The organism is Sulfurovum sp. TSL1 (genome assembly GCF_019972135.1).
Classification (GTDB): domain Bacteria; phylum Campylobacterota; class Campylobacteria; order Campylobacterales; family Sulfurovaceae; genus Sulfurovum.
The window spans coordinates 70,679-90,664 of sequence record NZ_BPFI01000002.1 but is presented as its reverse complement, the minus strand read 5'-3'; the positions used below and the strand labels follow the sequence as shown (position 1 = coordinate 90,664).

Sequence of the window (19,986 nt, the reverse complement as noted above, 5' to 3'; positions counted from 1 at the left end):
TCTATATAATGTTGCGATTTTATCGAAGATTTACTTATATCTCGCGATGTCTTTGGGCTCTGCCGCATTGAACTCGTAGTCCAGTAATTTCATTTTGGCAGAGTGCAAAAGGATACGTTTTGACTGCGTACGGCTTCCATACTGTTCATCCCCTACGATAGGATGCCCTATATGTGCAAGATGTACACGGATCTGGTGCGTTCTTCCCGTCGTGATCTCTATATGGACTTTGGATTTTTTACCCTGTATCTCTTCGGGTTTGACCACGGTATGTGCTTTTTTACCGCGTACCGGGTCTATCATAGAGAAGGCTTTACCTTTTTTCACTGTAAAGATCGGTTCGTCTATCTCCACTTTTTCATATAAAACACCCTCTATCCATGCCACATAATGTTTTTCTACTTTACGGTTCTTGAACTCTTTGATGGCACGCTCTATAAATTCCCTGTTCTTTCCTAACAACAGTACACCGGAGGTATCTCTGTCAAGTCTGTGAAGAAGTTCCGCACCTGCTATGGAATCCTGGATCTCATAGCTGTCCACCTGGGCAGGTTTGTTCACGGCAATGATATCTTCATCTTCATAGAGTATCTCTATATCTTCAGGATACTCTATACGGAAGACCGTATCTGTGCGTATCTCCGCTCTGGCGATCTTTACTTTTTTATCTTCCACATAGACCAGTCCTCTGTCTATCAGTTCTTTTGCTTTGTTGTTTGAAATGCCCTTTGCCATTGCAAGGACTTTATATGCTTTATCTGTAGCCATTTTCTTCTATCCAATCTTTAAATTTATCATTCAGTGGGAACACCACTATTTTGATCTTGCTATGTTGCCCTGTTTTAAACAGTATATCACTTTTTGAAACTTTAAAACTTTTTGCAAGAAACTTTACCAACTCTTTGTTTGCCGCACCTTCGACTGCCGGTGCTTTGATACGTATCTTGATGGCATCATTATCATATACTTCACAAAATTCGTTTTTACTGGCATTGGGTTGTGCCTTGATCCGTAAACTGACAGTGTCATCTTCTATGTTATAAAACACGCTCTAAGCTCTCAGTGATACGTGTGATGTCACTCTTGTTTTTTATCCTGGTGGGTTTAAGCAATCCATGCTGCAGCAATCTTCTTGTAAGATTGGATGCCTCTACGACTGCGATACCCTCAATGGCATCAAAAATATCTTTTTGGTTGAAGTAGTGTTCTCCTGAGATGATCTTGCATCCGAACTGTGCTGCCTCTGCCGCGTTATGCCCGCCTATAGGTTCAAATGCCCCGCCAAGTATCACAATGTCACTGACGGCATATAGATTGACCAGTTCACCCAGGACATCGACTAAGATCATATCAGAGCCCAGCACTTCATTTTGGGAATAACGCTGTGCCGTGAACTGATATCTGTCAGCATACGCCTCCATCATTTTTGCCACTTTTTCAAAACGTTCAGGATGACGCGGTACCAAAAGCAGAACGGCTTCGGGATGTTCCTTTTTCAATGCGACAAAGGCATCCAGGATCAGTGCCTCTTCCCCCTCATGTGTACTCGCTCCACAGACAACCAGACGGGAAGGTTTTTGGATCTCTTTGGTGACAGCAGGCAAATGTGCCAGCTTGATATTACCCGTAACCACAACATTTTTAGCACCCAGAGACTCCAAACGCTCTTTGTCTTTGGCTGTTTGTGCGTACACTTCATCGATGTGCTTAAAGATCTCTCTGTAGAGCCATCCTATCTTTTTGTACCTGGGGAAAGATCTGTCGCTCATACGTGCATTGATCAGTAGGGTTTTAGCCCCTCTGCTCTGTGCCAATGTAAAAAGAAGATACCAAAACTCAGCTTCCATCACCACCAGTGCCTTTTGCGGTTTCAGCCAGCCGAACAGCAAAGGTTCAAAAGGCAGATATCTGCTCTCTTGCGTGTACTCTTCTATCACTTTAAAACCTGTGTGCGTGGTGGTACTCATACGCAGACTCCCTTGCGGCAGTCTATCCACTAAAGATCTGATGGCTTTTGCTTCTCCGAAACTGCAAGAGTGAAACCAGATACCATCAGGTTTTAAAGGCTTGTTGTTCCATAAGAAAAATCTTGCGGGCAGCGAATCTTTATACTTGGTTTTAAAAGAGAATAATGCTAAAAGAGGAAGGGCCAGTAGATAAAGGAAAAAAGAGAGAACACTATAGAGAAAAAAGAAAAGTTTCTCCATAGTACATCACTTATGCTTCTTCCGTAACACTCTCAATATAGAGAATTCTACCACAGTGTGGACAATTACAGATCTCATCTGCTTTGATCACTTCAGAATACGTTTTGTCATTGAGCTTCATATAACATCCGTAACATGCTTGTTTCTTCACGGGGACCACTGCTGTATTGCCTGCCCAAATACGGATCTTCTCATAAAATGCAAGTACTTTTTGTTCAAGATCTCTACTGAGTTTTTCTCTTTCAACAAAAAGTTCACCCTTGTTTTTTTCGATCTCTGCTTTTTCTGCAGATACCACTTCATTGACCGATTCTGCTTCTGCAGCCAATGCTTCTACTTTTGCCTTCGCTTCTTCTACAAGCAATGTAGTCGTTTCATTGATCTTCTGAAGTCTTTCGATCTCTTCATTGGCAAATGTCATCTTTTCTTTAGCGATATCTTCTTCCAAAGAGAGTGCTTTCATCTCTTTTTCAGTAGTGATATCTTTAGACTTTTTAGCATTTGAAGCCAATTGCTCATTCAGCATTGTAAGCTGCTCTTCAAATGTCTTTACTTTTGCATCATTTTCAACGATACTTGCATTTAATGTATCAAGTTCTTCCTGTGCAGCATTGATCTTCTTTTCTACTTTTGCAACTTTTTTATTTGCTGCTTCAAGCTGCGGAGTATAACTGTCTATAGCCTTGTCAATTTTTGAAAGCTCGATGAGCTCTTTTAGATGTTTGTTCAATCTCTGTCCTTTTGGCGTTTAAGGGTTCTCAATGGTTATTTTGAGAGGTTTGTCCCATACTTTATATTGTTTCAATATGAAATGGGTTTTTTGAATTTGAAATTATAGCTAAAAGAGGTAAAACTTTCAACTCATCCAAAATGATCTCTGCAAAAAACTTTTCACTCTCATAGTGTCCGATGTCTACCATCATCAAATCTTCGCTCATTGCTTTCATCGCATCATGATATTTTATATCTCCGGTCAGAAAACAGTCAGCCTCAACTTCATCCATCAGTGATGCCCCTGCACCTGTGGTTAAAGCGATAGATCTGATCTTCTCTTTTTTGCCTATGACCTTGAGTGTCGGCAAGTTCAGCCTCTCTTTTAAAAGGGTCAAAAGCTCTTTATAGTGCCACTCTCCTTTGGCCGTACATATAAAAGGATCTTGTGACACAGTTTGGAACCCTAAGATCTTTTCAAACACATACCTGTTCAAATGTGTCTGGTCAAAATTGGTATGCAAAGCGATAAGAGAGTGCTTTTTCAATATCATCTTTTCGATAAGGTTCGCAGGGTACTTGGCAAAATCGAGTTGCGTCATGTTTCCAAAGATAAGGGGATGGTGTACAACAAACAGTGTATCTATCTCTGCAGCCTCTATCATCTCTTCATCAATGTCCAGTGCCACTACGACCTGTGATACTTCTCTGGACAACTCACCTACGATCAGTCCGGAGTTGTCCCACTTTTCCTGAAGTTCAAAGGGGCTTATTTGATCTAAATGATCATATATCTCTTGCAGCTTCATACTAAACTCTCTGAGATCTCACTCTTTTTGACTTCTCCATCACTTGGTCCGCAAGACCCTGTTTATAGGCGATGATCTCATCTCTGGTCTCTTCACAGGCAGTGGAGACGATCTGCGCTGCAAGTATACCGGCATTCTTGGCACCGTTGAGCGCCACTGTAGCCACCGGTACACCTCCAGGCATCTGCAGTATGGAGAGCACCGAATCCCACCCGTCAATAGAGTTGCTTGATTTCACTGGCACACCTATGACCGGCAACGGGGACAGGGAAGCGATCATGCCCGGAAGATGCGCAGCACCCCCTGCTCCTGCGATGATGACTTGAATGCCGCGCTTATGCGCATTGGCGGAAAACTCAAAAAGTTTTTCCGGTGTTCTATGTGCCGAGACGATATCCAGCTCATATCCGACATTGAACTGCTCCAACATCTTGGCAGCCTCCTGCATTACAGGAAGATCAGAATCTGATCCCATCACAATACTCACCACTACATTTTCCATGATTTCACCTTTAGTATATTTTTCACTTTGTCTGCTTTTTTGAATGCATTTTCAACCGTATCTGCCAAGACTGTGACATGTCCCATCTTTCTTGAAGGTCTTGTGCTTTTTTTACCATAAAGATGGACCTTGACCCCCTCTATGGCAAGAGACTCACTAAACCCCTCATAATAGACCGGCCCTTCATACCCCGGTTCCCCCAATAGGTTCAGCATCACTGAAGCACTGGTCAGCTTCGTACTTCCCAAAGGCAGGTCCAGTATTGCTCGGAGCAACTGTTCCAATTGGGAGGTCACAACACTGTCTATGGTATGGTGCCCGCTGTTATGCGGTCGTGGAGCCACTTCATTGATAAGTATCTGGCCTTGTTTGTCTATAAAGAACTCGATAGCCAAAAGTCCGACCATATCCAACTTTTCAATGATATCTATCGCCAATGCTTCTGCTGTTTGTACCTGTTCCTGTGTAATATCCGCAGGACAGAAGATCTCTTCTACCAGGTTTGTCTCATCATTGAAGGTCATCTCCACCGCAGGGAAACAACGTACTTCCCCTGCACTGTTTCTTGCAGCGATCACAGCGATCTCTTTATCGATATCCACTTTTTCCTCTAGAACAGAAGTACCCTCTAAAAGTGTTTTGTCACTGTTATGGATCAGTGATACACCACGTCCGTCATATCCGCCTTTTCGCAACTTTTGCACAAAGGGGTAGGCAAGTTTTCCTGTTTGAAGGGCTTCTCTGATCTCTTCTTCCTTTTCACAGCATATAAACGAAGAAGTCGGCAGTGCGTGCTTTGCATAGAACTCTTTTTGGAGCCCTTTGTCCTGAATGAGTGCCAATATATCAGGGTCCGGAACGATCCTGAGTCCCTCGGATTTCAGCTTTTGCAAGGCTTCGATATTGACATTTTCAAGTTCAAAGGTCAAAATATCCACACGCTTTCCGAATTCATAGACCGTATCGAAGTCGTTAAAATCCCCTATCACATGCACAGAAGCCACATTGTGTGCAGAACATCCTTCATCCGGGTCAAGTATGTAGGTGGAAATATCCCATTTACTAGCCTCTTGAATCAGCATCTTGCCAAGCTGACCGCCGGCAATGACCCCCATTTTTAAACTTGAAGTTACCAGTTTTTCGATCATGAGTCTACCCTTTCTATGCAGAAACTAACGCTATCCTCTAACACGTTCATTACGCTCTTGCTCTTGCGCTTTATAAAGTTTTGCACACCCTATAGAGAGTTCTCTTACTTTTAAAATATAGTTCTGTCTCTGTGCCTGGGAGATCGCTTTTCTTGCATCGAGTACATTAAAAGCATGTGAGGCGATCATACACTGGTCATAGGCCGGTAAAGGCAGACCTGCCTCCAGACAGACTTCACATTCTCTGGAGGCATCTTCGAAATGCTGGAACAGGTTCTCTACATTGGCGACTTCAAAATGATACTTGGAGAACTCATACTCTGTCTCTTTATGTACATCTCCATACGTTGTTATAGTGTCACCCATACGGTTCCAAACCAGATCGTACACGGAATCTACCCCTTGCAGATACATCGCAAGTCTCTCTGTACCATACGTGATCTCCACCGCTACAGGGTCACAGGCGATACCGCCGACCTGCTGAAAGTAGGTAAACTGTGTCACTTCCATACCATCAAGCCATACTTCCCAGCCAAGCCCCCAGGCACCCAAGGTAGGAGACTCCCAGTTGTCTTCTACAAAACGGATGTCATGCTCTTGCAGGTTTAACCCCAGGTACTCCAAAGACTTCAAATAAAGCTCTTGAATGTTGTCAGGACTGGGCTTGATCAGTGCTTGAAACTGATAGTAGGCACCAAGACGGTTAGGGTTTTCCCCATAACGTCCATCTGTCGGACGGCGAGAAGGGGCCACATACGCAGCTGACCATGGCTGAGAGTCCAGGCTTCTCAGCAATGTAGCAGGGTGGAATGTCCCTGCACCCGAAGGGATATCATAGGGTTGCACGATATTGCACCCATGTTCTGCCCAAAATTGTTGTAATTTGAGGAGTAGTTCACTAAATGTGATGGCGTTTTTGTTCATCTATATTTCTACCTAGTGTTAATTTTACAGTATCGTTTCAATCTCTGAAGAATCAAGTTCTACTTTTTTTGCTTTGCTTATGCGGTCTTCTTGGAGTTTGACTTTAAGTTCATCATCCTGCAGTGCCATGATCTGTATAGCCAAATACGCAGCATTGACCGCACCTGATTTGCCAATGGCAAGTGTACCTACGGGCATACCTGCTGTCATCATGACGGTAGATAGCAGCGCATCTTCACCTTTCAGTGCCCCACTCTCCATAGGTACACCGAGTACGGGTTTACTCGTAGCTGCTGCCAAAGCGCCTGCAAGGTGTGCCGCCATACCCGAAGCAGCAATGTAGACCTGTGCCCCTTTGGCTTCAGACTCCTTGACGTACTGCATCGTTCTCTCAAGGCTTCTGTGTGCTGAAGAGATGACAAGCTCAAACGGTACACCGAATTTTTTCAGTGTTTCTGAACACTCGGACATCACACTGTAGTCACTTTTACTTTCCATTACGATCGATACAAACTTCATTTCATATCCTTACTTGTTGGTTTACTTTCTGGCTCTTGCTTCATCGGCGTTGAACTCTCTGTCAATCCCTTATTCTCCAATGCTTCTGCGATCTCACGTCTTAATATAGTATACCCCGGAAGTTTCGCAGGTAAAAGTATATTGTTCAGGTCACCCGAGTGAATACACTCAAACTCCTTGCCTGATTCGGAAAGCATTTTTTTAAATGTCAGCCAATACTTCCCGTCTAACTCTTCTATCTTACCTATATCATTGTCTACCAGTTCAACCGTTGCATCTAAGGGCAGAACGATCTCTACACTGTCCCCCACACACGTCTTGTCCTTACATTTCCATGTCAGACCGTCTTCCAGGACAAGTCCGGCCACCTGATGGGTACCGTACTGTATCGAGAAATCGTTCGATTCTGTCTCACTTCTATCAAAAGGCCGCGAGAGCAGATAGGCATCTGTAAAGCCGCGGTTCTGCGTGGTGTTGAGTTCTGCCTGATAGCGTGCAGCATCAAAATCATTGGCATAGAAATCATCGATCGCATGGCGATAGGCTTTGGTCACCACAGCCGCGTAGTAAGGTGACTTGGTACGTCCCTCTATCTTCAGAGAGTCTATGACACCTGATTTGAGTATCTCGTCGATATGTGATGCCATATTCATATCTTTGGCATTCATGATATAGGTACCGATCCCCTCTTCTTCATCCAGCCGGAATGTGGTTCCTGACTCCGGGTTATGTGCGTAGACCTCATACGGGAAACGGCAGTCATTGGCACAGGATCCACGGTTAGGTACACGCCCCGTTTGCAGTGAAGAGATGAGACAGCGTCCCGAGTAGGCAAAACACATCGAGCCATGCACAAATATCTCCAGTTCAAGGTCAGGCAGATGATGTTTGATGGCTTCACAGTCTTTCAAACTTATTTCACGCGCAACGATAATACGCTTGACCCCGAGGTCATAATAGACCTCTGCATCCATGGCATTCATGACGTTGGCCTGCGTAGAGAGGTGGATAGGAATGTCCGGTGCAATACGATTGGCTATCTTTACCACACCCGGGCTCGAGACGATCAGCGCATCGGGTTTAAGCTCGGCTATCTTGGCAATGTGGTTTTCATAGAGTTTCATTTGTGAATTAAATGGAAATGAATTCACGGTAGAGTAAACTTTCTTTCCCCGTGCATGGGCATACGCTATTCCCTCGGCATAAGATTCCATATCGAACTCTTTACCTGAACGAATACGTAGTGAAAAGGTACTTGTACCCCCATAGACGGCATCTGCCCCATAGTTCAGAGCGATTTTCATCTTCTCCAGGTTACCTGCCGGTGCTAAAAGTTCTACTTTATTTTGATCTGTCATCTTTTGCCTAATAGAATTTATTTGGTTCTTATTTTATCCTATTAGTGGTAAAAAACAGTTTTTATGCTAAAATCAGCCTATGAGAATAGATATACATAATCACACAACACGTTGTAACCATGCTGAAGGTACGGTGGATGAATACATCCAAAAAGCCATAGAACTGGGTATCGATATTTATGGGTTTTCCGAACATGCACCCATGGATTTTGATCCGCACTACCGTCTTGCATTTGAAGAGATGCAGGCCTATACCGATGATATTTTGGGTGCCAAAGAACGGTACAAAAACGATATCAAGATACTGTTCGGTTATGAAGTGGATTACCTTCCGGGACACATGGACGATCGCGTTTTAGATGCAGAAGTAGACTACCTGATAGGCTCCGTACACTTCATAGACAAGTGGAGTTTTGACAACCCTGAATTCATCGCCGGATGGAAGAACAAAGATATAGATGAGATCTGGCAAGCCTATTTTGAAGCCACTGAGGCGATGGCAAGATCCGGGAAGTTCGACATCGTTGGACACCTTGACTTGATCAAAGTATTTAAATTCATGCCCAAAAAAGATGTAAGACTCCTGGCAAAAGATGCACTTCATGCCATCAAGAGATCAAACATGGTCTTAGAAGTCAATACAGCCGGTCTTCGCAAGCCTGTTGGTGAACTCTACCCTTCAAGAGAATTACTGGAAGAAGCGTATGCGCTTGATATCCCTATTACTTTCTCTTCAGATGCACATGCTGTCGAGCAGGTAGGATTCGGATATGACGTTGCAACCGCACTTGTAAAAGATGTCGGATATACAAAAGCTGCTACTTTCGAAGGGCGAGATCGACAATTGGTTATTTTTTAAGCACAAATACTGATATAACTAATTGATTTATGGATACAATATGGAAAATTTTTAATTTAGGAGTAATTACATGGGTAAATTTGTTAACAACATAGATGAGTTTTACAAATATTGCAAAGAAAATGAAGTAGAGTTTGTAGACTTTAGGTTTACGGACATTAAAGGTGCATGGCACCATATCAGTTACAGAATGAGTGCTGTAACACCTGAGATGCTGGATGCAGGTCTACCATTTGATGGCTCTTCTATCGATGCATGGCAGCCGATCAACCAATCAGACATGATCCTTAAACCGGATGTTCCTACTGCATTCCTTGATCCTTTCACCGCGGACAGTACTATTATCGTGATCTGTGACGTATATGACATTTACAAAGGTCAAATGTATGAAAAATGTCCAAGATCGATCGCTAAAAAATCACTTGAATATCTTGAAGAGATGAATATCGGTGATGTTGCATATTTTGGTCCTGAAAATGAATTTTTCATCTTCGATGATGTGAAGTTCAGAGATGATGTGAACAGTGCATACTTTAGAGTAGATACGGAAGAAGGTCAATGGAGCAGTGATACTGCCTATGAAAATGGAAACATGGGACACAGACCTGGTACAAAAGGCGGATACTTCCCTGTAATGCCTACAGACTCAATGGTTGACCTTAGAGCTGAAATGATGCTCATCATGGAGGAAGTTGGTCTTGAAGTAATGCTTGGTCACCATGAGGTAGCTCAGGGACAAGGCGAGATCGGTATCAAGTTCGGTACGATGATCGAAGCTGCAGATAATGTGCAAAAGTACAAATATGTAGTGAAAATGGTAGCACATCTCAACGGTAAAACCGCAACATTCATGCCAAAACCTCTTCTTGGAGACAATGGTAATGGAATGCATGTACACCAATCTATCTGGAAAGACGGCAAGAACCTTTTCTATAAACAAGGCGAATACGCAAACCTTAGTGATATGGCCATCCACTATCTTGGCGGTATTTTCAAGCATGCCAAAGCTGTAGCGGCTATCACAAACCCAAGTACAAACTCTTACAAAAGACTTGTCCCGGGATTTGAAGCACCATCTATCCTAACTTACTCCAGTCAAAACAGATCAGCTGCCTGCCGTATTCCTTACGGTGCAGGTGAAATGGCTACCAGAATTGAGACTCGTTTCCCTGATTCAACTGCATGTCCTTACCTTGCATTTGCCGCATTGATGATGGCTGGACTTGATGGTATCAGAAACAAATATGTTCCGGTAGGTCCAATGAATGAAGACCTTTTTGAACTTAGCCTTGATGAGATCAGAGAGAAGAATATCCCTCAAATGCCTCATACACTCAGAGAAGCGATGGAAGGTTTGATCGCGGATAATGAGTTCTTGAGACCTGTATTTTCACAAGATTTTATCGACACATACCAACACTATATGTTTGAGAGACAGATCTGGCCTGATGAAGCTAGACCAACCGCATTCGAATTTATGTCAACTTACTCTTGCTAATTTTTCCTTTCGGGCTTCTGCCCGAAAGTACTTCTTTTTTCTTCAAAATCTATCTATTTAACATGAAATGTATATTGTTGATACAGTTAATTCAAATAGGATAAATTTTATCTTAATTGTCAAATCTTATTTTTAAAAATCACGTTACTCTTATTCACTTATTTAAACATGCAATCATTGACGCTATCTAAGTAAAGCTATCGAGTATTGCACCATATCGGTGCAGTACCCGGCACCAAAATGATTTTAGGAGATTCATTATGAATGTCGATTTAATACTTCAAAATATTTTAAATCCACCGATACTATTCTTTTTGCTCGGCATGTTAGCTGTTTTTTCAAATCAAAATTGTCGATTCCGCAGCCTTTACCCAAACTTTTTTCATTGTATCTGTTGATAGCCATTGGGCTTCATGGAGGATATGAACTTTCTCATAGTGGTTTAAATACCTACATCTTTACTGCACTTTCCTTGGCAATCCTCATGGCGATCATTGTACCGATCTATAGCTATTTTATTTTACGTATGAAATTGGATAACTATAATGCTATCGCTATCGCTGCGACCTATGGATCGATCAGTAAGGTTGGAATTCTATGGAGCCGTTGTTTGGAACGCTGTTTAAAGGAATGCTTGCATTTTTCCTTCTTGATATGGGATTGGTTGCAGCAAAAAGAATTTATGAGTTAAAAAAAGTCGGACTGTTTTTAATTATGTTTGCAATCGCTATGCCTATCTTTAATGCATCCGTTGCTATTCTATTAGGGTACTTCTTTGAACTATCACAAGGAGATACCTTATTGCTGTCATTACTTGCGGGAAGTGCTTCTTATATTGCAGTGCCTGCGGCTATGAGGTTGTCTGTACCTGAAGCCAATCCTGGGCTTTATCTGCCATTAAGTCTAGCGGTCACTTTCCCTTTTAACATCTCTTTAGGGATACCGCTATACTACTACTTTATTACTATTTTATGGGGGTGAATTATGGAAAAAATGAAAAAAGTCGAAGTGATCATTGAGTCTATTTATACAAATAGAGTATTAGAGATATTTAAAGAAGCTGATGTAACAGGGTATACGATTATCAGAGATATTGAGGGGTATGGAAGTCATGGACTAAAAACTGCCGATGAAGCGAATGACCTTCTTAGCAATAATTATATCTTTACCGTATGCCGAGAGGAAAAATTTGAAAGAATGATAGAGAAGATTAGAGCGTTCATAGATAGATATGGCGGGAAATGCATTATTAGTGACTCCCTTGTTTTATTGCATTCAAAAGATTCACAACAAGTATGAGTCACTCTTTGTAAATTAAAATTTTATTGATAAATAAAAACTGATCGCAAATTCCTCATCTTGATTAAGATAATGGTTTTTGTGATAGACCGCATAAGGCGGTTTTGTTGTGGTCTGATACTCACTTTTTGGCAACCATTCATGATAGACCCAGTGGATCAACTTCAATAGATCTCCTCTTTTCCCTTCAAAATCAAACTTGGCATAAACACCCCCAGAGATATTAAAACTTGGAAGACGTTGATCTTTCAACTCCTTTTCATCATTCGGAACCACACATGCCACATAATGACACTCATCTAAGGGGGTGATGGTCGGATTGTCATGAAAAAGGGATATCTCTGTATAGTCTTTTAATTCATTCTGGTAGATCCAAGTTTGAATTTTTTGCCATGTGAGTTTTGATTTTTCGTATCCATAGCCTCTGTGGCGAATATAATATGCACTTTGCTGGGGCATTTTCACGATTTGAGGCTCTATTTGTTCAAAACTTGCTGTAGAAGCTTGTGCTTTTGGTGACTGTAAGAGAATTTTATGCGAATAGTCTTTATATCCACCCTTTCTCCACTTGTTGGGTGTCATGGAAAAACGTTCTTTAAATGCACGAATGAATGAGGTTTGAGAGCTGTAGCCACACTCATTGGCTACCTCTGAAATAGTCGAATATTTATTGGTTAACAAAAGATTAGAAGCTTTTTGAAGACGAATATATTTAATACTTTCATAGATATTTCGCCCGAACACTTCTTTAAAGATCTTATGCATATAAAATTTATTGATCTTGAAATGATCTGCAAGCTCATCAATGTTGATATCTGTCTCTATATGCGTATAGAAGTAAAACATTAAGTCATTTGAGATTTTTATTTTTTTATCTAAAGTTTCTTGTTTCATAAGAAAATAATACCAATTTTGGATAAAAATAATATTAAATATAGATAGCTTATAAAGTAAAAAAAGATAATAAAAGAGACAATACTGGTGAAGAAATCAGTCCATAAAATTAATTATAATGCTTGAAATTTTTCTGATGGGAAAAATTGGTTCAAGATAATCTAGAAAAATGAGATTGAGGTGGAAGCTACTCAATGATGTAGTTTCTAAGAGAATTTATTTTAATTAATTATAAAAGGAAAAAAATGGCAAAGCAAACAATTACAGTTGCAAGAGGTGACGGAATCGGTCCTGAGATCATGGATGCAAGTATTAGAGTACTTGATGCAGCGGGTGCTGATGTAGAATGGGAGCATATTGATGTGGGTGAACAAGTTTATCTTTCTGGTAATACATCTGGTATCGGTCAAGAAGCTTGGGACTCTATCAAGAAAAACAAAGTACTTTTTAAGGCACCTATCACAACACCTCAAGGTGGTGGATACAAAAGTTTGAACGTTACTATCCGTAAGACTTTAGGTCTTTACGCAAACGTTCGTCCTGCTATCGCTTATGACCCGTTTGTACCTTCAAAATTCCCAGGTATGAATGTTGTTACGATTCGTGAAAATGAGGAAGATCTCTATGCAGGAATCGAGCATCAGCAAACTCCGGAAGTAACGCAGTGTCTGAAAATCATTACAAGACCTGGTTGTGAAAAAATATGTCAATATGCATTTGAGTATGCAAAAGCATATGGTAGAAAAAGAATCACTTGTATGATCAAAGACAACATCATGAAGATCACAGATGGTCTTTTTGTAAAAGTATTCTACGAAACAGCAAAAAAATACCCTGAAATTCAAGCGGATGATTGGATCATCGATATCGGTATGGCCAAACTCGTAGATGCTCCTGAAGAGTTCGATATGGTTCTTATGCCTAACCTTTATGGTGATGTTGCAACGGATGTTCTTGGACTTATGACCGGTTCAGTAGGTATTGCACCGGGTGCTAACGTTGGTGATGATATTGCCATGTATGAAGCGATCCACGGTTCTGCTCCAAGACATGCCGGTCAAAACAAAGCGAACCCGTCAGGACTTCTTCTTTCAGGTGTCATGATGATGGTTCAAGTGGGTCAACCGGAAGTGGCAGAAAAAGTGCACAATGCTTGGCTTAAAACGATTGAAGACGGTATCGTAACCTATGACCTTGCCAGAAAACTTAAAGCAGCAGGTAGAGACTATACAGAAGTGGGGACTCAAGAGTTTGCTGATGCAGTCATCGAAAGACTTGGTCAAAAGCCATCCACACTGGAAGCGGTTAAATATGACAAAGCGATCAAGATCAAAAAACCTGAACTTACAAATGTAAGAGACACAAAAATGAATCTTATCGGTTGTGATATCTTTACCAGAGATGATTGTGATGCAAATACAATCGGTGATAAGCTGGTTGAGCTTACTGAAGGAACTAACATAGCACTTAAAATGATCTCTAACCGTGGTCAAAAAGTCTATCCAAGTGGTCACCCGGAAACTTTCCTTACAGATCACTGGAGATGTCGTTTCTACGCGAAAAACCAAGGTGACGTGATCACAAATGGTGACATCACAGATATGATGAACAGAATTGATGGTGCAGGTATTGAAGTGATTAAAACTGAAAACCTTTATGCATTCGAAGATGGTGAGCGTGCTTACTCTCTAGGACAGGGTGAGTAACCAAAAGCCTAAAATGGATTTAAGTTGAAACCCTCTACTTGCTTGAAGGCGAAAGAGCGAACAGCTTAGGTCAAGGTCAATAGCCGATATCTCCTCTCTAGTAAAAGAGGGGGGGGTATCTCTATACTTTTTTGTTTGCCCCCTCAAAACATGTCAAAAGGGGGCAAACAAAAAAGTATGTATGGCAGAAAATGTATAAAGATAATAATACAACCACAACTTAGGTCAAGATCAAAAGCAATATTTTCTTATTGAGTTAGTGGAATGACACTTGCACATCAGACTAGGTTGTAATTATTTTTATTACAAAATGAAAACGTCAAACAAAGGAGATACAATGAGAAAATATGTAGCATTATCTGTCATAGCATCAACACTGCTTATGGCGGGAGGAGATATTGCACCCGTTGAACCGGCTGTAGCTGTGGAAGCAGCAGAAGTAGATTACGGTGAGCTGTTTGGACAATTCAGAACATTTTATGTTGACAGAACATATTCTGGTTCAACCAATAACAATCGTAATGCCCTTGCAACGGGTGGTTACATAGGATATAAAACACCAGATTTCAATGGTTTGACAGCTGCTGTCGCAGTTTATGGTACTTATGGATTTGAAATTCATGATCTGTCAATTGAAGATGACTTGGCAAATAATTGGGCTTCTTATGATCCTACACATACAGGTCGTGACGGTGAAAATTATGCATTTTTGGGTCAATCATATCTTAACTATGCAGCTGGAAATACCAATATTCAAGTAGGTCGCCAAAGACTTGATACCCCGCTCATTGGAGCTGATGATGCAAGAATGCTTCCGAACCTTTTTGAAGCAGCGGTACTGACAAACACTGATATAGAAGATACTACTTTGATCTTAGCACATGTCACTAGAGAGACTACAGGTACATTCAGTAATATTTATGACGATAGTTATAGCTTAGGTTTCGCAAGCGGTTACGGTGCGGGTACAACACTTGCGCAGAGTGGTGATTTTGTAAATATGGGGACTGTGGCATTAGGGACTATAGATTTCAGAGATCCTACTACTCCTGACGCTGTTGACAATAGTACAGACGGTGTAACTGCAGCAGCTGCTATCCATAAAGGGTTTGATGGTCTTACTTTGCAGGCATGGGATTATTATGCACATGATATTTTTAATGCAATCTATCTTCAAGGTGATTATGGATGGCCATGTCGTTTCAATGAAAAGGTGACGATGAATGCTTCAGCACAATATATTGGTCAAAGTGATGTAGGAGGTTCACTGGCAGGTAATGTTGACAGTGATTACTGGGGTGTAAAACTAGGTGCAAGTTCAGGTGCATTCAGTACCTATGTAGCATATTCTCAAACGGGTGAGAGTGATGGTACAACATCTGGTGGAATTATTACGCCTTGGGGTGGTATGCCGGCATTTACACAGGGTATGGTAACAAGACACCAGTTCTTCTCTGATACCGATGCGTGGAAAGTAGCCGGAACCTATAGTTTGAATGAACTGCTCGGTGCGGATGTAAAAGCTTCTGTCTTTTATACAGAATTTGATATCGGTGCAACCAACAGCTACGATTACGGTACAGCATGGACAGCCTCAGAATCTGGTTGGGATATTCAATATAATGTGACTTCGGTTGAGGGACTTAACCTAAGAGCAAGAGCAAATTACCCAAGAGATTTCAAAAATGGCTTAGACTGGGATGAATATAGACTGATTGTAAATTATAGTTTTTAATTTGAATTTAATCGATAGAGCGTGCGTAGTTTTCTACTTGCAGTTTAAAATATGGAGGAGTTACAATGATAGGTGAAACTGTACCGATCCAAACACCCAGCCACAGCAGAGCATCGGAGTCGACTCCTGATGCCGGATTCGAGATGAGGAGACCATAACGTGGTGGCTGATGGACACATGATTCCACGTGTTTCTGCCTTGAGGACATTCCTAAAAATGAAAGTTCTGCTATTGTTCGAGAAATGTAAAAATGCAAAAAGGATATGGCAAAAAGCTAGAGACCCCTAGACTTTTTTCTCATTTGCTTTGTAACATTCATACGCTTTGACGACAGTAAAAATGGCTGAAGTCAAGTGAGTCAACTCCTCTTTAGTTATCACAAACGGAGGCATAATATAGACGAGATTCAAAAAGGGCCTTACCCAGACCCCTTCTTTAATAAATGCCGGAGTCATAAAATCCAAGTCAACTTCTTCGTGTAACTCTACAACACCAATCGCCCCTAGAGTACGGACCGCTTTTACTATTGTAAGCGCTTCACATTTTGTCAACTCTTCATTTAACTGTGTTTGAATGTTTTGTATTTTTTCTTTCCATGGAGAATTGAGCAGTAGCTCCAAAGAAGCATTTGCAACTGCACAAGCTAAAGGGTTTGCCATAAAAGTTGGTCCATGCATAAGTACATTTCCATTTGCTTCAACACCCTGCATCACTTTTTTACTTGTGAGTGTAGCTGCAAGAGACATGTATCCGCCCGTTAGCGCTTTACCGACACATAAAATATCTGGGGAAATATTGGCATACTCATACGCAAATAATTTTCCTGTTCTACCAAACCCTGTAGCTATTTCATCAAGGATCAACAAAACATCATACTTATTGCATAAAGCCCTTACGGATTTTAAGAATGAGGGTGAGTAGATGTTCATACCACCTGCACCTTGAACTATAGGCTCAATAATGACTGCAGCTATCTCCTTGTGGTTTTGCTCCAACTTCGATGCAAAATCGGAAATGTATTTCTCATCCCACTTTGCACCGTAAGGACATCCCGGAGAGTCTGCAAATATATTTTTATGCAGAATACCTTCAAATGCTGAGTGCATTCCGGTAATAGGATCACACACACTCATGGCACCAAACGTATCACCATGATACCCTTTGGAGAATGCAAGGATCTTATTTTTTTGGCTGTTTCCCTGTGAATTCCAGTATTGAAATGCCATTTTCAAAGCAACTTCAACAGCCACCGAACCAGAATCACTAAAAAAAACCCTCTCTAAATGCTTATCTGTGATCTCAATAAGTTTTTGTGCCAGCTTTATAGCCGGTTCATGCGTAATGCCTCCAAACATAACATGAGACATTTTTGTAAGCTGCTCTACAGCAGCAGTATTTAACGACTCTACATTATAACCATGAATGACTGACCACCATGATGACATTGCATCTATTATCTTCTGTCCATTTTCCAGCTCAAGATATACTCCCTTAGCTGATTTTACAAATGTCATATTTGATGGTGGATTTGAGGGTGCATAAGGATGAAGAATATGCTCTCTATCGTACTCTAACCTATAAAGTTCTGGACTGACCAAAAATTTCTCCCCCCTCTTTCTTTGCTTCTGACGCTACTGGATCAACTGGTACGATATCTCCGCCAGACATGATCATCGTTGATATTATAAAGGATGGTAACATTGCTTTTTTCATTTTTTCCTTCATCATATAATGGGTGGCTTAGAGATGCTTTTCTGAAGATTTTTAACAGTCATCTGTATAAATCTTCACTTCTGTTATTGAACCTAAACTCACACGCATTAATGTCTCACCGGTATATTATGCTTTTTAATGGATTCGATTAGATCACTCAATACTTTTATCTTCTCTTCTTCTTTCTGGCGGGCATTGATCACTTCCAAATTGAAACCTGAAAGATTTTTATCGAAATAGCCTGTATCGAATTTTGCATTTTTAAAGTCAAGGTCTTTTGCTATCTGTTGATGCAGCGTAATGTTTGTGGGAACACCTTCAATGATGTATTCAGACAAAGCTCTTTGTGCTTTTTTAACCACACCTTCCCAACTTTTCGCATATACAATGAGTTTACCCACCATAGAATCGTAACAATTTGGAATGGTATACCCTTTGTATGCAATGGTATCCAAACGTACCCCCGGACCACCGGGTGAAAGATATTCTGTTATGGTTCCCGGATGTGGGGCAAAGTCTCTTGAAGCATCTTCTGCATTAATTCTGAATTCTATGGAATAGCCATGAAAAAGAATATCTTCCTGTTTGTAATGAAGTCTGTCTCCATCTGCAATCTCTATCATCCTTTGAACAAGGTCAAACCCTGTGATCATCTCTGTTACAGGGTGTTCCACCTGTAATCTGGTATTCATCTCCATAAAAAAGAAGTTATCTTCTCTGTCCACAAGATACTCAACCGTTCCTACACTTTCATAACCCAGTTTTTTCATGGCTTCTATGGAAACTTGAAACAACTTTTGTCTTGTTTTCTCTTTGAGGTTTGGTGCAGGCGCTATTTCAACTACTTTTTGATTCCGTCTTTGTATTGAACAGTCCCTTTCACCCAAATGCACTACATTTCCAAAAGAATCAGCAATGATCTGCACTTCAATATGCCGTGGATTTTCCAGATAACGTTCAATAAACACTTCATCTCTGCCAAAGAACTTGCGTGATTCACTTTGCGCATCATTAAAAGACTTTTCAAAATCTTTTTCTTTATACACAATGCGCATACCACGGCCACCACCACCAAAAGCAGCTTTTATAATGACAGGGTACCCTATGTTTTTGGCAGCACGCTCACCCTCTTCAAAACTGCTAAGGGGTCTGTCGGTACCGGGAAGCACAGGAACACCCACCTCTTCCATAGCATTTTTAGAGGCAATTTTATCTCCAAAGAGTGCAATATGCTCAGGACTTGGACCTATAAATATGATGCCTTCTTCTTGACATGCACGTGCAAAGTCAGCATTTTCAGACAAAAATCCATATCCTGGATGCACTGCATCACAACCAGATTTTTTGGCCAAAGAGATAATACGTTCATAATTAAGATATGCCTCGATCGGATTACCCATAATGGGATATGCTTCATCTGCTTTTCTAAGCCAAGACCCGTTCACATCTACTTCAGAGAAGATACATACACTGACTATATCCAACTCTTTACATGCTCTTATGATACGTAGTGCAATTTCACCACGATTGGCTATTAAAATTTTTGATATTTTTTGACTCACAGGAGTTCCTTCTATTTTTTATATATATTATAAAGATTTTTAAACTTTATTTCTACACTATTATTGTTCTATAAATTATCTATTTTAAATATTATTATTATCAAAAATTGGTATTAGAAGAGATACATCAGAAGATATATTAAAAAGATGGGAAGCAGAATGTCGATCTAGATTACCAGAAGTTTCAGAGAATAAAGTTGTTTTTTCGTTTGGTGTCAATGATGCAGTGATTGAAAATGGACAAAAAAGAGTTTCATTGGCAAATAGCATTGAAAACGCTAAAACTATATGAGTGAGTGCCTTAAAAAAATATGATCTCATAATGATAGGCATGCCTCCAATTGATGACGAAAAACAAAATAAGACGATTAGAGAGTTAGATATTCAATATCAAGCTTTATGTAATGCATTAGAAATCCCATACCTTTCAATATTTGAAAAATTAGCCAATGATCAAATATAGAAAAATGAAGTTTTATCCAATGATGGGGCACACCCTAAAGATAAAGGTTATGAGATATTGGCAAACCATATCAAAAACT

At 40.7% G+C, this 19,986-nt stretch carries 23 protein-coding genes; 8 read left to right on the top strand and 15 right to left on the bottom strand.

Translation table 11 applies throughout. The annotated features are described in order from the left end of the window. Positions 1-30 precede the first annotated feature (30 nt). The 10 genes from LDM98_RS09320 to LDM98_RS09275 all read right to left on the bottom strand — a co-directional run bounded on the left by LDM98_RS09320 (position 31) and on the right by LDM98_RS09275 (position 8,178). On the bottom strand, positions 31-768 hold the full coding sequence (locus LDM98_RS09320; protein ID WP_223899165.1) for an RluA family pseudouridine synthase: 738 nt from the start codon (positions 766-768) through the stop codon (positions 31-33). Continuing rightward, positions 755-1,048: a DUF167 domain-containing protein gene (locus LDM98_RS09315; protein ID WP_223899164.1), complete on the bottom strand. Its 294-nt coding sequence runs from the start codon at positions 1,046-1,048 to the stop codon at positions 755-757. The genes LDM98_RS09320 and LDM98_RS09315 overlap by 14 nt, the downstream gene beginning before the upstream one ends. Continuing rightward, positions 1,038-2,207, bottom strand: coding sequence for a lipid IV(A) 3-deoxy-D-manno-octulosonic acid transferase (gene waaA, locus LDM98_RS09310; RefSeq protein WP_223899163.1), 1,170 nt, complete (start codon positions 2,205-2,207; stop codon positions 1,038-1,040). The genes LDM98_RS09315 and waaA overlap by 11 nt, the downstream gene beginning before the upstream one ends. A 10-nt stretch (positions 2,208-2,217) precedes the next feature. Next, a complete protein-coding gene (locus LDM98_RS09305; protein ID WP_223899162.1) occupies positions 2,218-2,937 on the bottom strand; it encodes a zinc ribbon domain-containing protein in 720 nt (239 codons plus the stop codon). Positions 2,938-2,998: 61 nt separating this feature from the next. Then, positions 2,999-3,727 (bottom strand): Nif3-like dinuclear metal center hexameric protein, encoded by a 729-nt coding sequence (locus tag LDM98_RS09300; RefSeq protein ID WP_223899161.1) that lies wholly within the window; start codon positions 3,725-3,727, stop codon positions 2,999-3,001. Between the two features lies 1 nt (position 3,728). Next, positions 3,729-4,229 (bottom strand): 5-(carboxyamino)imidazole ribonucleotide mutase, encoded by a 501-nt coding sequence (gene purE, locus LDM98_RS09295; RefSeq protein WP_223899160.1) that lies wholly within the window; start codon positions 4,227-4,229, stop codon positions 3,729-3,731. Continuing rightward, positions 4,217-5,377 carry a 5-(carboxyamino)imidazole ribonucleotide synthase gene (locus tag LDM98_RS09290; protein ID WP_223899159.1) on the bottom strand — a complete coding sequence of 387 codons (1,161 nt, stop codon included), beginning with the start codon at positions 5,375-5,377 and terminating at the stop codon, positions 4,217-4,219. The genes purE (LDM98_RS09295) and LDM98_RS09290 overlap by 13 nt, the downstream gene beginning before the upstream one ends. Positions 5,378-5,407: 30 nt before the next feature. Next, the gene (gene glyQ, locus LDM98_RS09285; protein ID WP_223899158.1) at positions 5,408-6,301 is read right to left on the bottom strand and encodes a glycine--tRNA ligase subunit alpha; all 894 of its coding nucleotides are present in this window, start codon (positions 6,299-6,301) and stop codon (positions 5,408-5,410) included. Between the two features lie 24 nt (positions 6,302-6,325). Continuing rightward, complete coding sequence (purE, locus tag LDM98_RS09280) at positions 6,326-6,820, bottom strand: 5-(carboxyamino)imidazole ribonucleotide mutase (protein ID WP_223899157.1); 495 nt, start codon at positions 6,818-6,820, stop codon at positions 6,326-6,328. Continuing rightward, positions 6,817-8,178 (bottom strand): peptidase U32 family protein, encoded by a 1,362-nt coding sequence (locus LDM98_RS09275; protein WP_223899156.1) that lies wholly within the window; start codon positions 8,176-8,178, stop codon positions 6,817-6,819. The genes purE (LDM98_RS09280) and LDM98_RS09275 overlap by 4 nt, the downstream gene beginning before the upstream one ends. A 79-nt stretch (positions 8,179-8,257) precedes the next feature. On the opposite strand from LDM98_RS09275, the gene LDM98_RS09270 reads away from it, so the two are divergent. From LDM98_RS09270 to LDM98_RS09250, 5 genes are all read left to right on the top strand, one after another. Then, positions 8,258-9,037: a histidinol-phosphatase gene (locus tag LDM98_RS09270; protein WP_223899155.1), complete on the top strand. Its 780-nt coding sequence runs from the start codon at positions 8,258-8,260 to the stop codon at positions 9,035-9,037. A gap of 70 nt (positions 9,038-9,107) precedes the next feature. After that, entirely contained in the window at positions 9,108-10,535 is a 1,428-nt protein-coding gene (gene glnA / locus LDM98_RS09265; protein ID WP_223899154.1) for a type I glutamate--ammonia ligase, read from the top strand. A gap of 253 nt (positions 10,536-10,788) precedes the next feature. Continuing rightward, positions 10,789-11,226, top strand: coding sequence for a sodium-dependent bicarbonate transport family permease (locus LDM98_RS09260; protein WP_308443047.1), 438 nt, complete (start codon positions 10,789-10,791; stop codon positions 11,224-11,226). Next, positions 11,133-11,516 (top strand): sodium-dependent bicarbonate transport family permease, encoded by a 384-nt coding sequence (locus LDM98_RS09255; protein ID WP_223899153.1) that lies wholly within the window; start codon positions 11,133-11,135, stop codon positions 11,514-11,516. Before LDM98_RS09260 ends, LDM98_RS09255 begins: the two co-directional genes overlap by 94 nt. 3 nt (positions 11,517-11,519) lie before the next feature. Continuing rightward, on the top strand, positions 11,520-11,834 hold the full coding sequence (locus LDM98_RS09250; RefSeq protein WP_223899152.1) for a DUF190 domain-containing protein: 315 nt from the start codon (positions 11,520-11,522) through the stop codon (positions 11,832-11,834). A gap of 15 nt (positions 11,835-11,849) precedes the next feature. Here the strand turns inward: LDM98_RS09250 and LDM98_RS09245 are convergent, their stop codons facing one another. After that, positions 11,850-12,728, bottom strand: a complete 879-nt coding sequence (locus LDM98_RS09245; protein WP_223899151.1) for a GyrI-like domain-containing protein — start codon at positions 12,726-12,728, stop codon at positions 11,850-11,852. A gap of 245 nt (positions 12,729-12,973) precedes the next feature. On the opposite strand from LDM98_RS09245, the gene LDM98_RS09240 reads away from it, so the two are divergent. Continuing rightward, positions 12,974-14,434 carry an NADP-dependent isocitrate dehydrogenase gene (locus LDM98_RS09240; RefSeq protein ID WP_223899150.1) on the top strand — a complete coding sequence of 487 codons (1,461 nt, stop codon included), beginning with the start codon at positions 12,974-12,976 and terminating at the stop codon, positions 14,432-14,434. Positions 14,435-14,771: 337 nt separating this feature from the next. After that, positions 14,772-16,169: an OprD family outer membrane porin gene (locus tag LDM98_RS09235; RefSeq protein WP_223899149.1), complete on the top strand. Its 1,398-nt coding sequence runs from the start codon at positions 14,772-14,774 to the stop codon at positions 16,167-16,169. 7 nt (positions 16,170-16,176) lie between these two features. On the opposite strand, the gene LDM98_RS09230 is transcribed toward LDM98_RS09235, so the two are convergent. The 4 genes from LDM98_RS09230 to LDM98_RS09215 form a co-directional block, all read right to left on the bottom strand. Continuing rightward, a complete protein-coding gene (locus LDM98_RS09230; RefSeq protein WP_223899148.1) occupies positions 16,177-16,356 on the bottom strand; it encodes a hypothetical protein in 180 nt (59 codons plus the stop codon). A 97-nt stretch (positions 16,357-16,453) separates the two neighbouring features. Beyond that, positions 16,454-17,767, bottom strand: coding sequence for an adenosylmethionine--8-amino-7-oxononanoate transaminase (gene bioA, locus LDM98_RS09225; protein WP_223899147.1), 1,314 nt, complete (start codon positions 17,765-17,767; stop codon positions 16,454-16,456). Next, entirely contained in the window at positions 17,745-17,882 is a 138-nt protein-coding gene (locus tag LDM98_RS09220; protein ID WP_223899146.1) for a hypothetical protein, read from the bottom strand. The genes bioA and LDM98_RS09220 overlap by 23 nt, the downstream gene beginning before the upstream one ends. Positions 17,883-17,989: 107 nt before the next feature. After that, a complete protein-coding gene (locus tag LDM98_RS09215) occupies positions 17,990-19,444 on the bottom strand; it encodes an acetyl/propionyl/methylcrotonyl-CoA carboxylase subunit alpha (RefSeq protein WP_223899145.1) in 1,455 nt (484 codons plus the stop codon). Positions 19,445-19,775: 331 nt separating this feature from the next. Between LDM98_RS09215 and LDM98_RS11795 the strand changes: the two genes are divergently transcribed. Next, positions 19,776-19,907: a hypothetical protein gene (locus LDM98_RS11795; RefSeq protein ID WP_255593443.1), complete on the top strand. Its 132-nt coding sequence runs from the start codon at positions 19,776-19,778 to the stop codon at positions 19,905-19,907. The last annotated feature ends 79 nt before the right edge of the window (positions 19,908-19,986 follow it).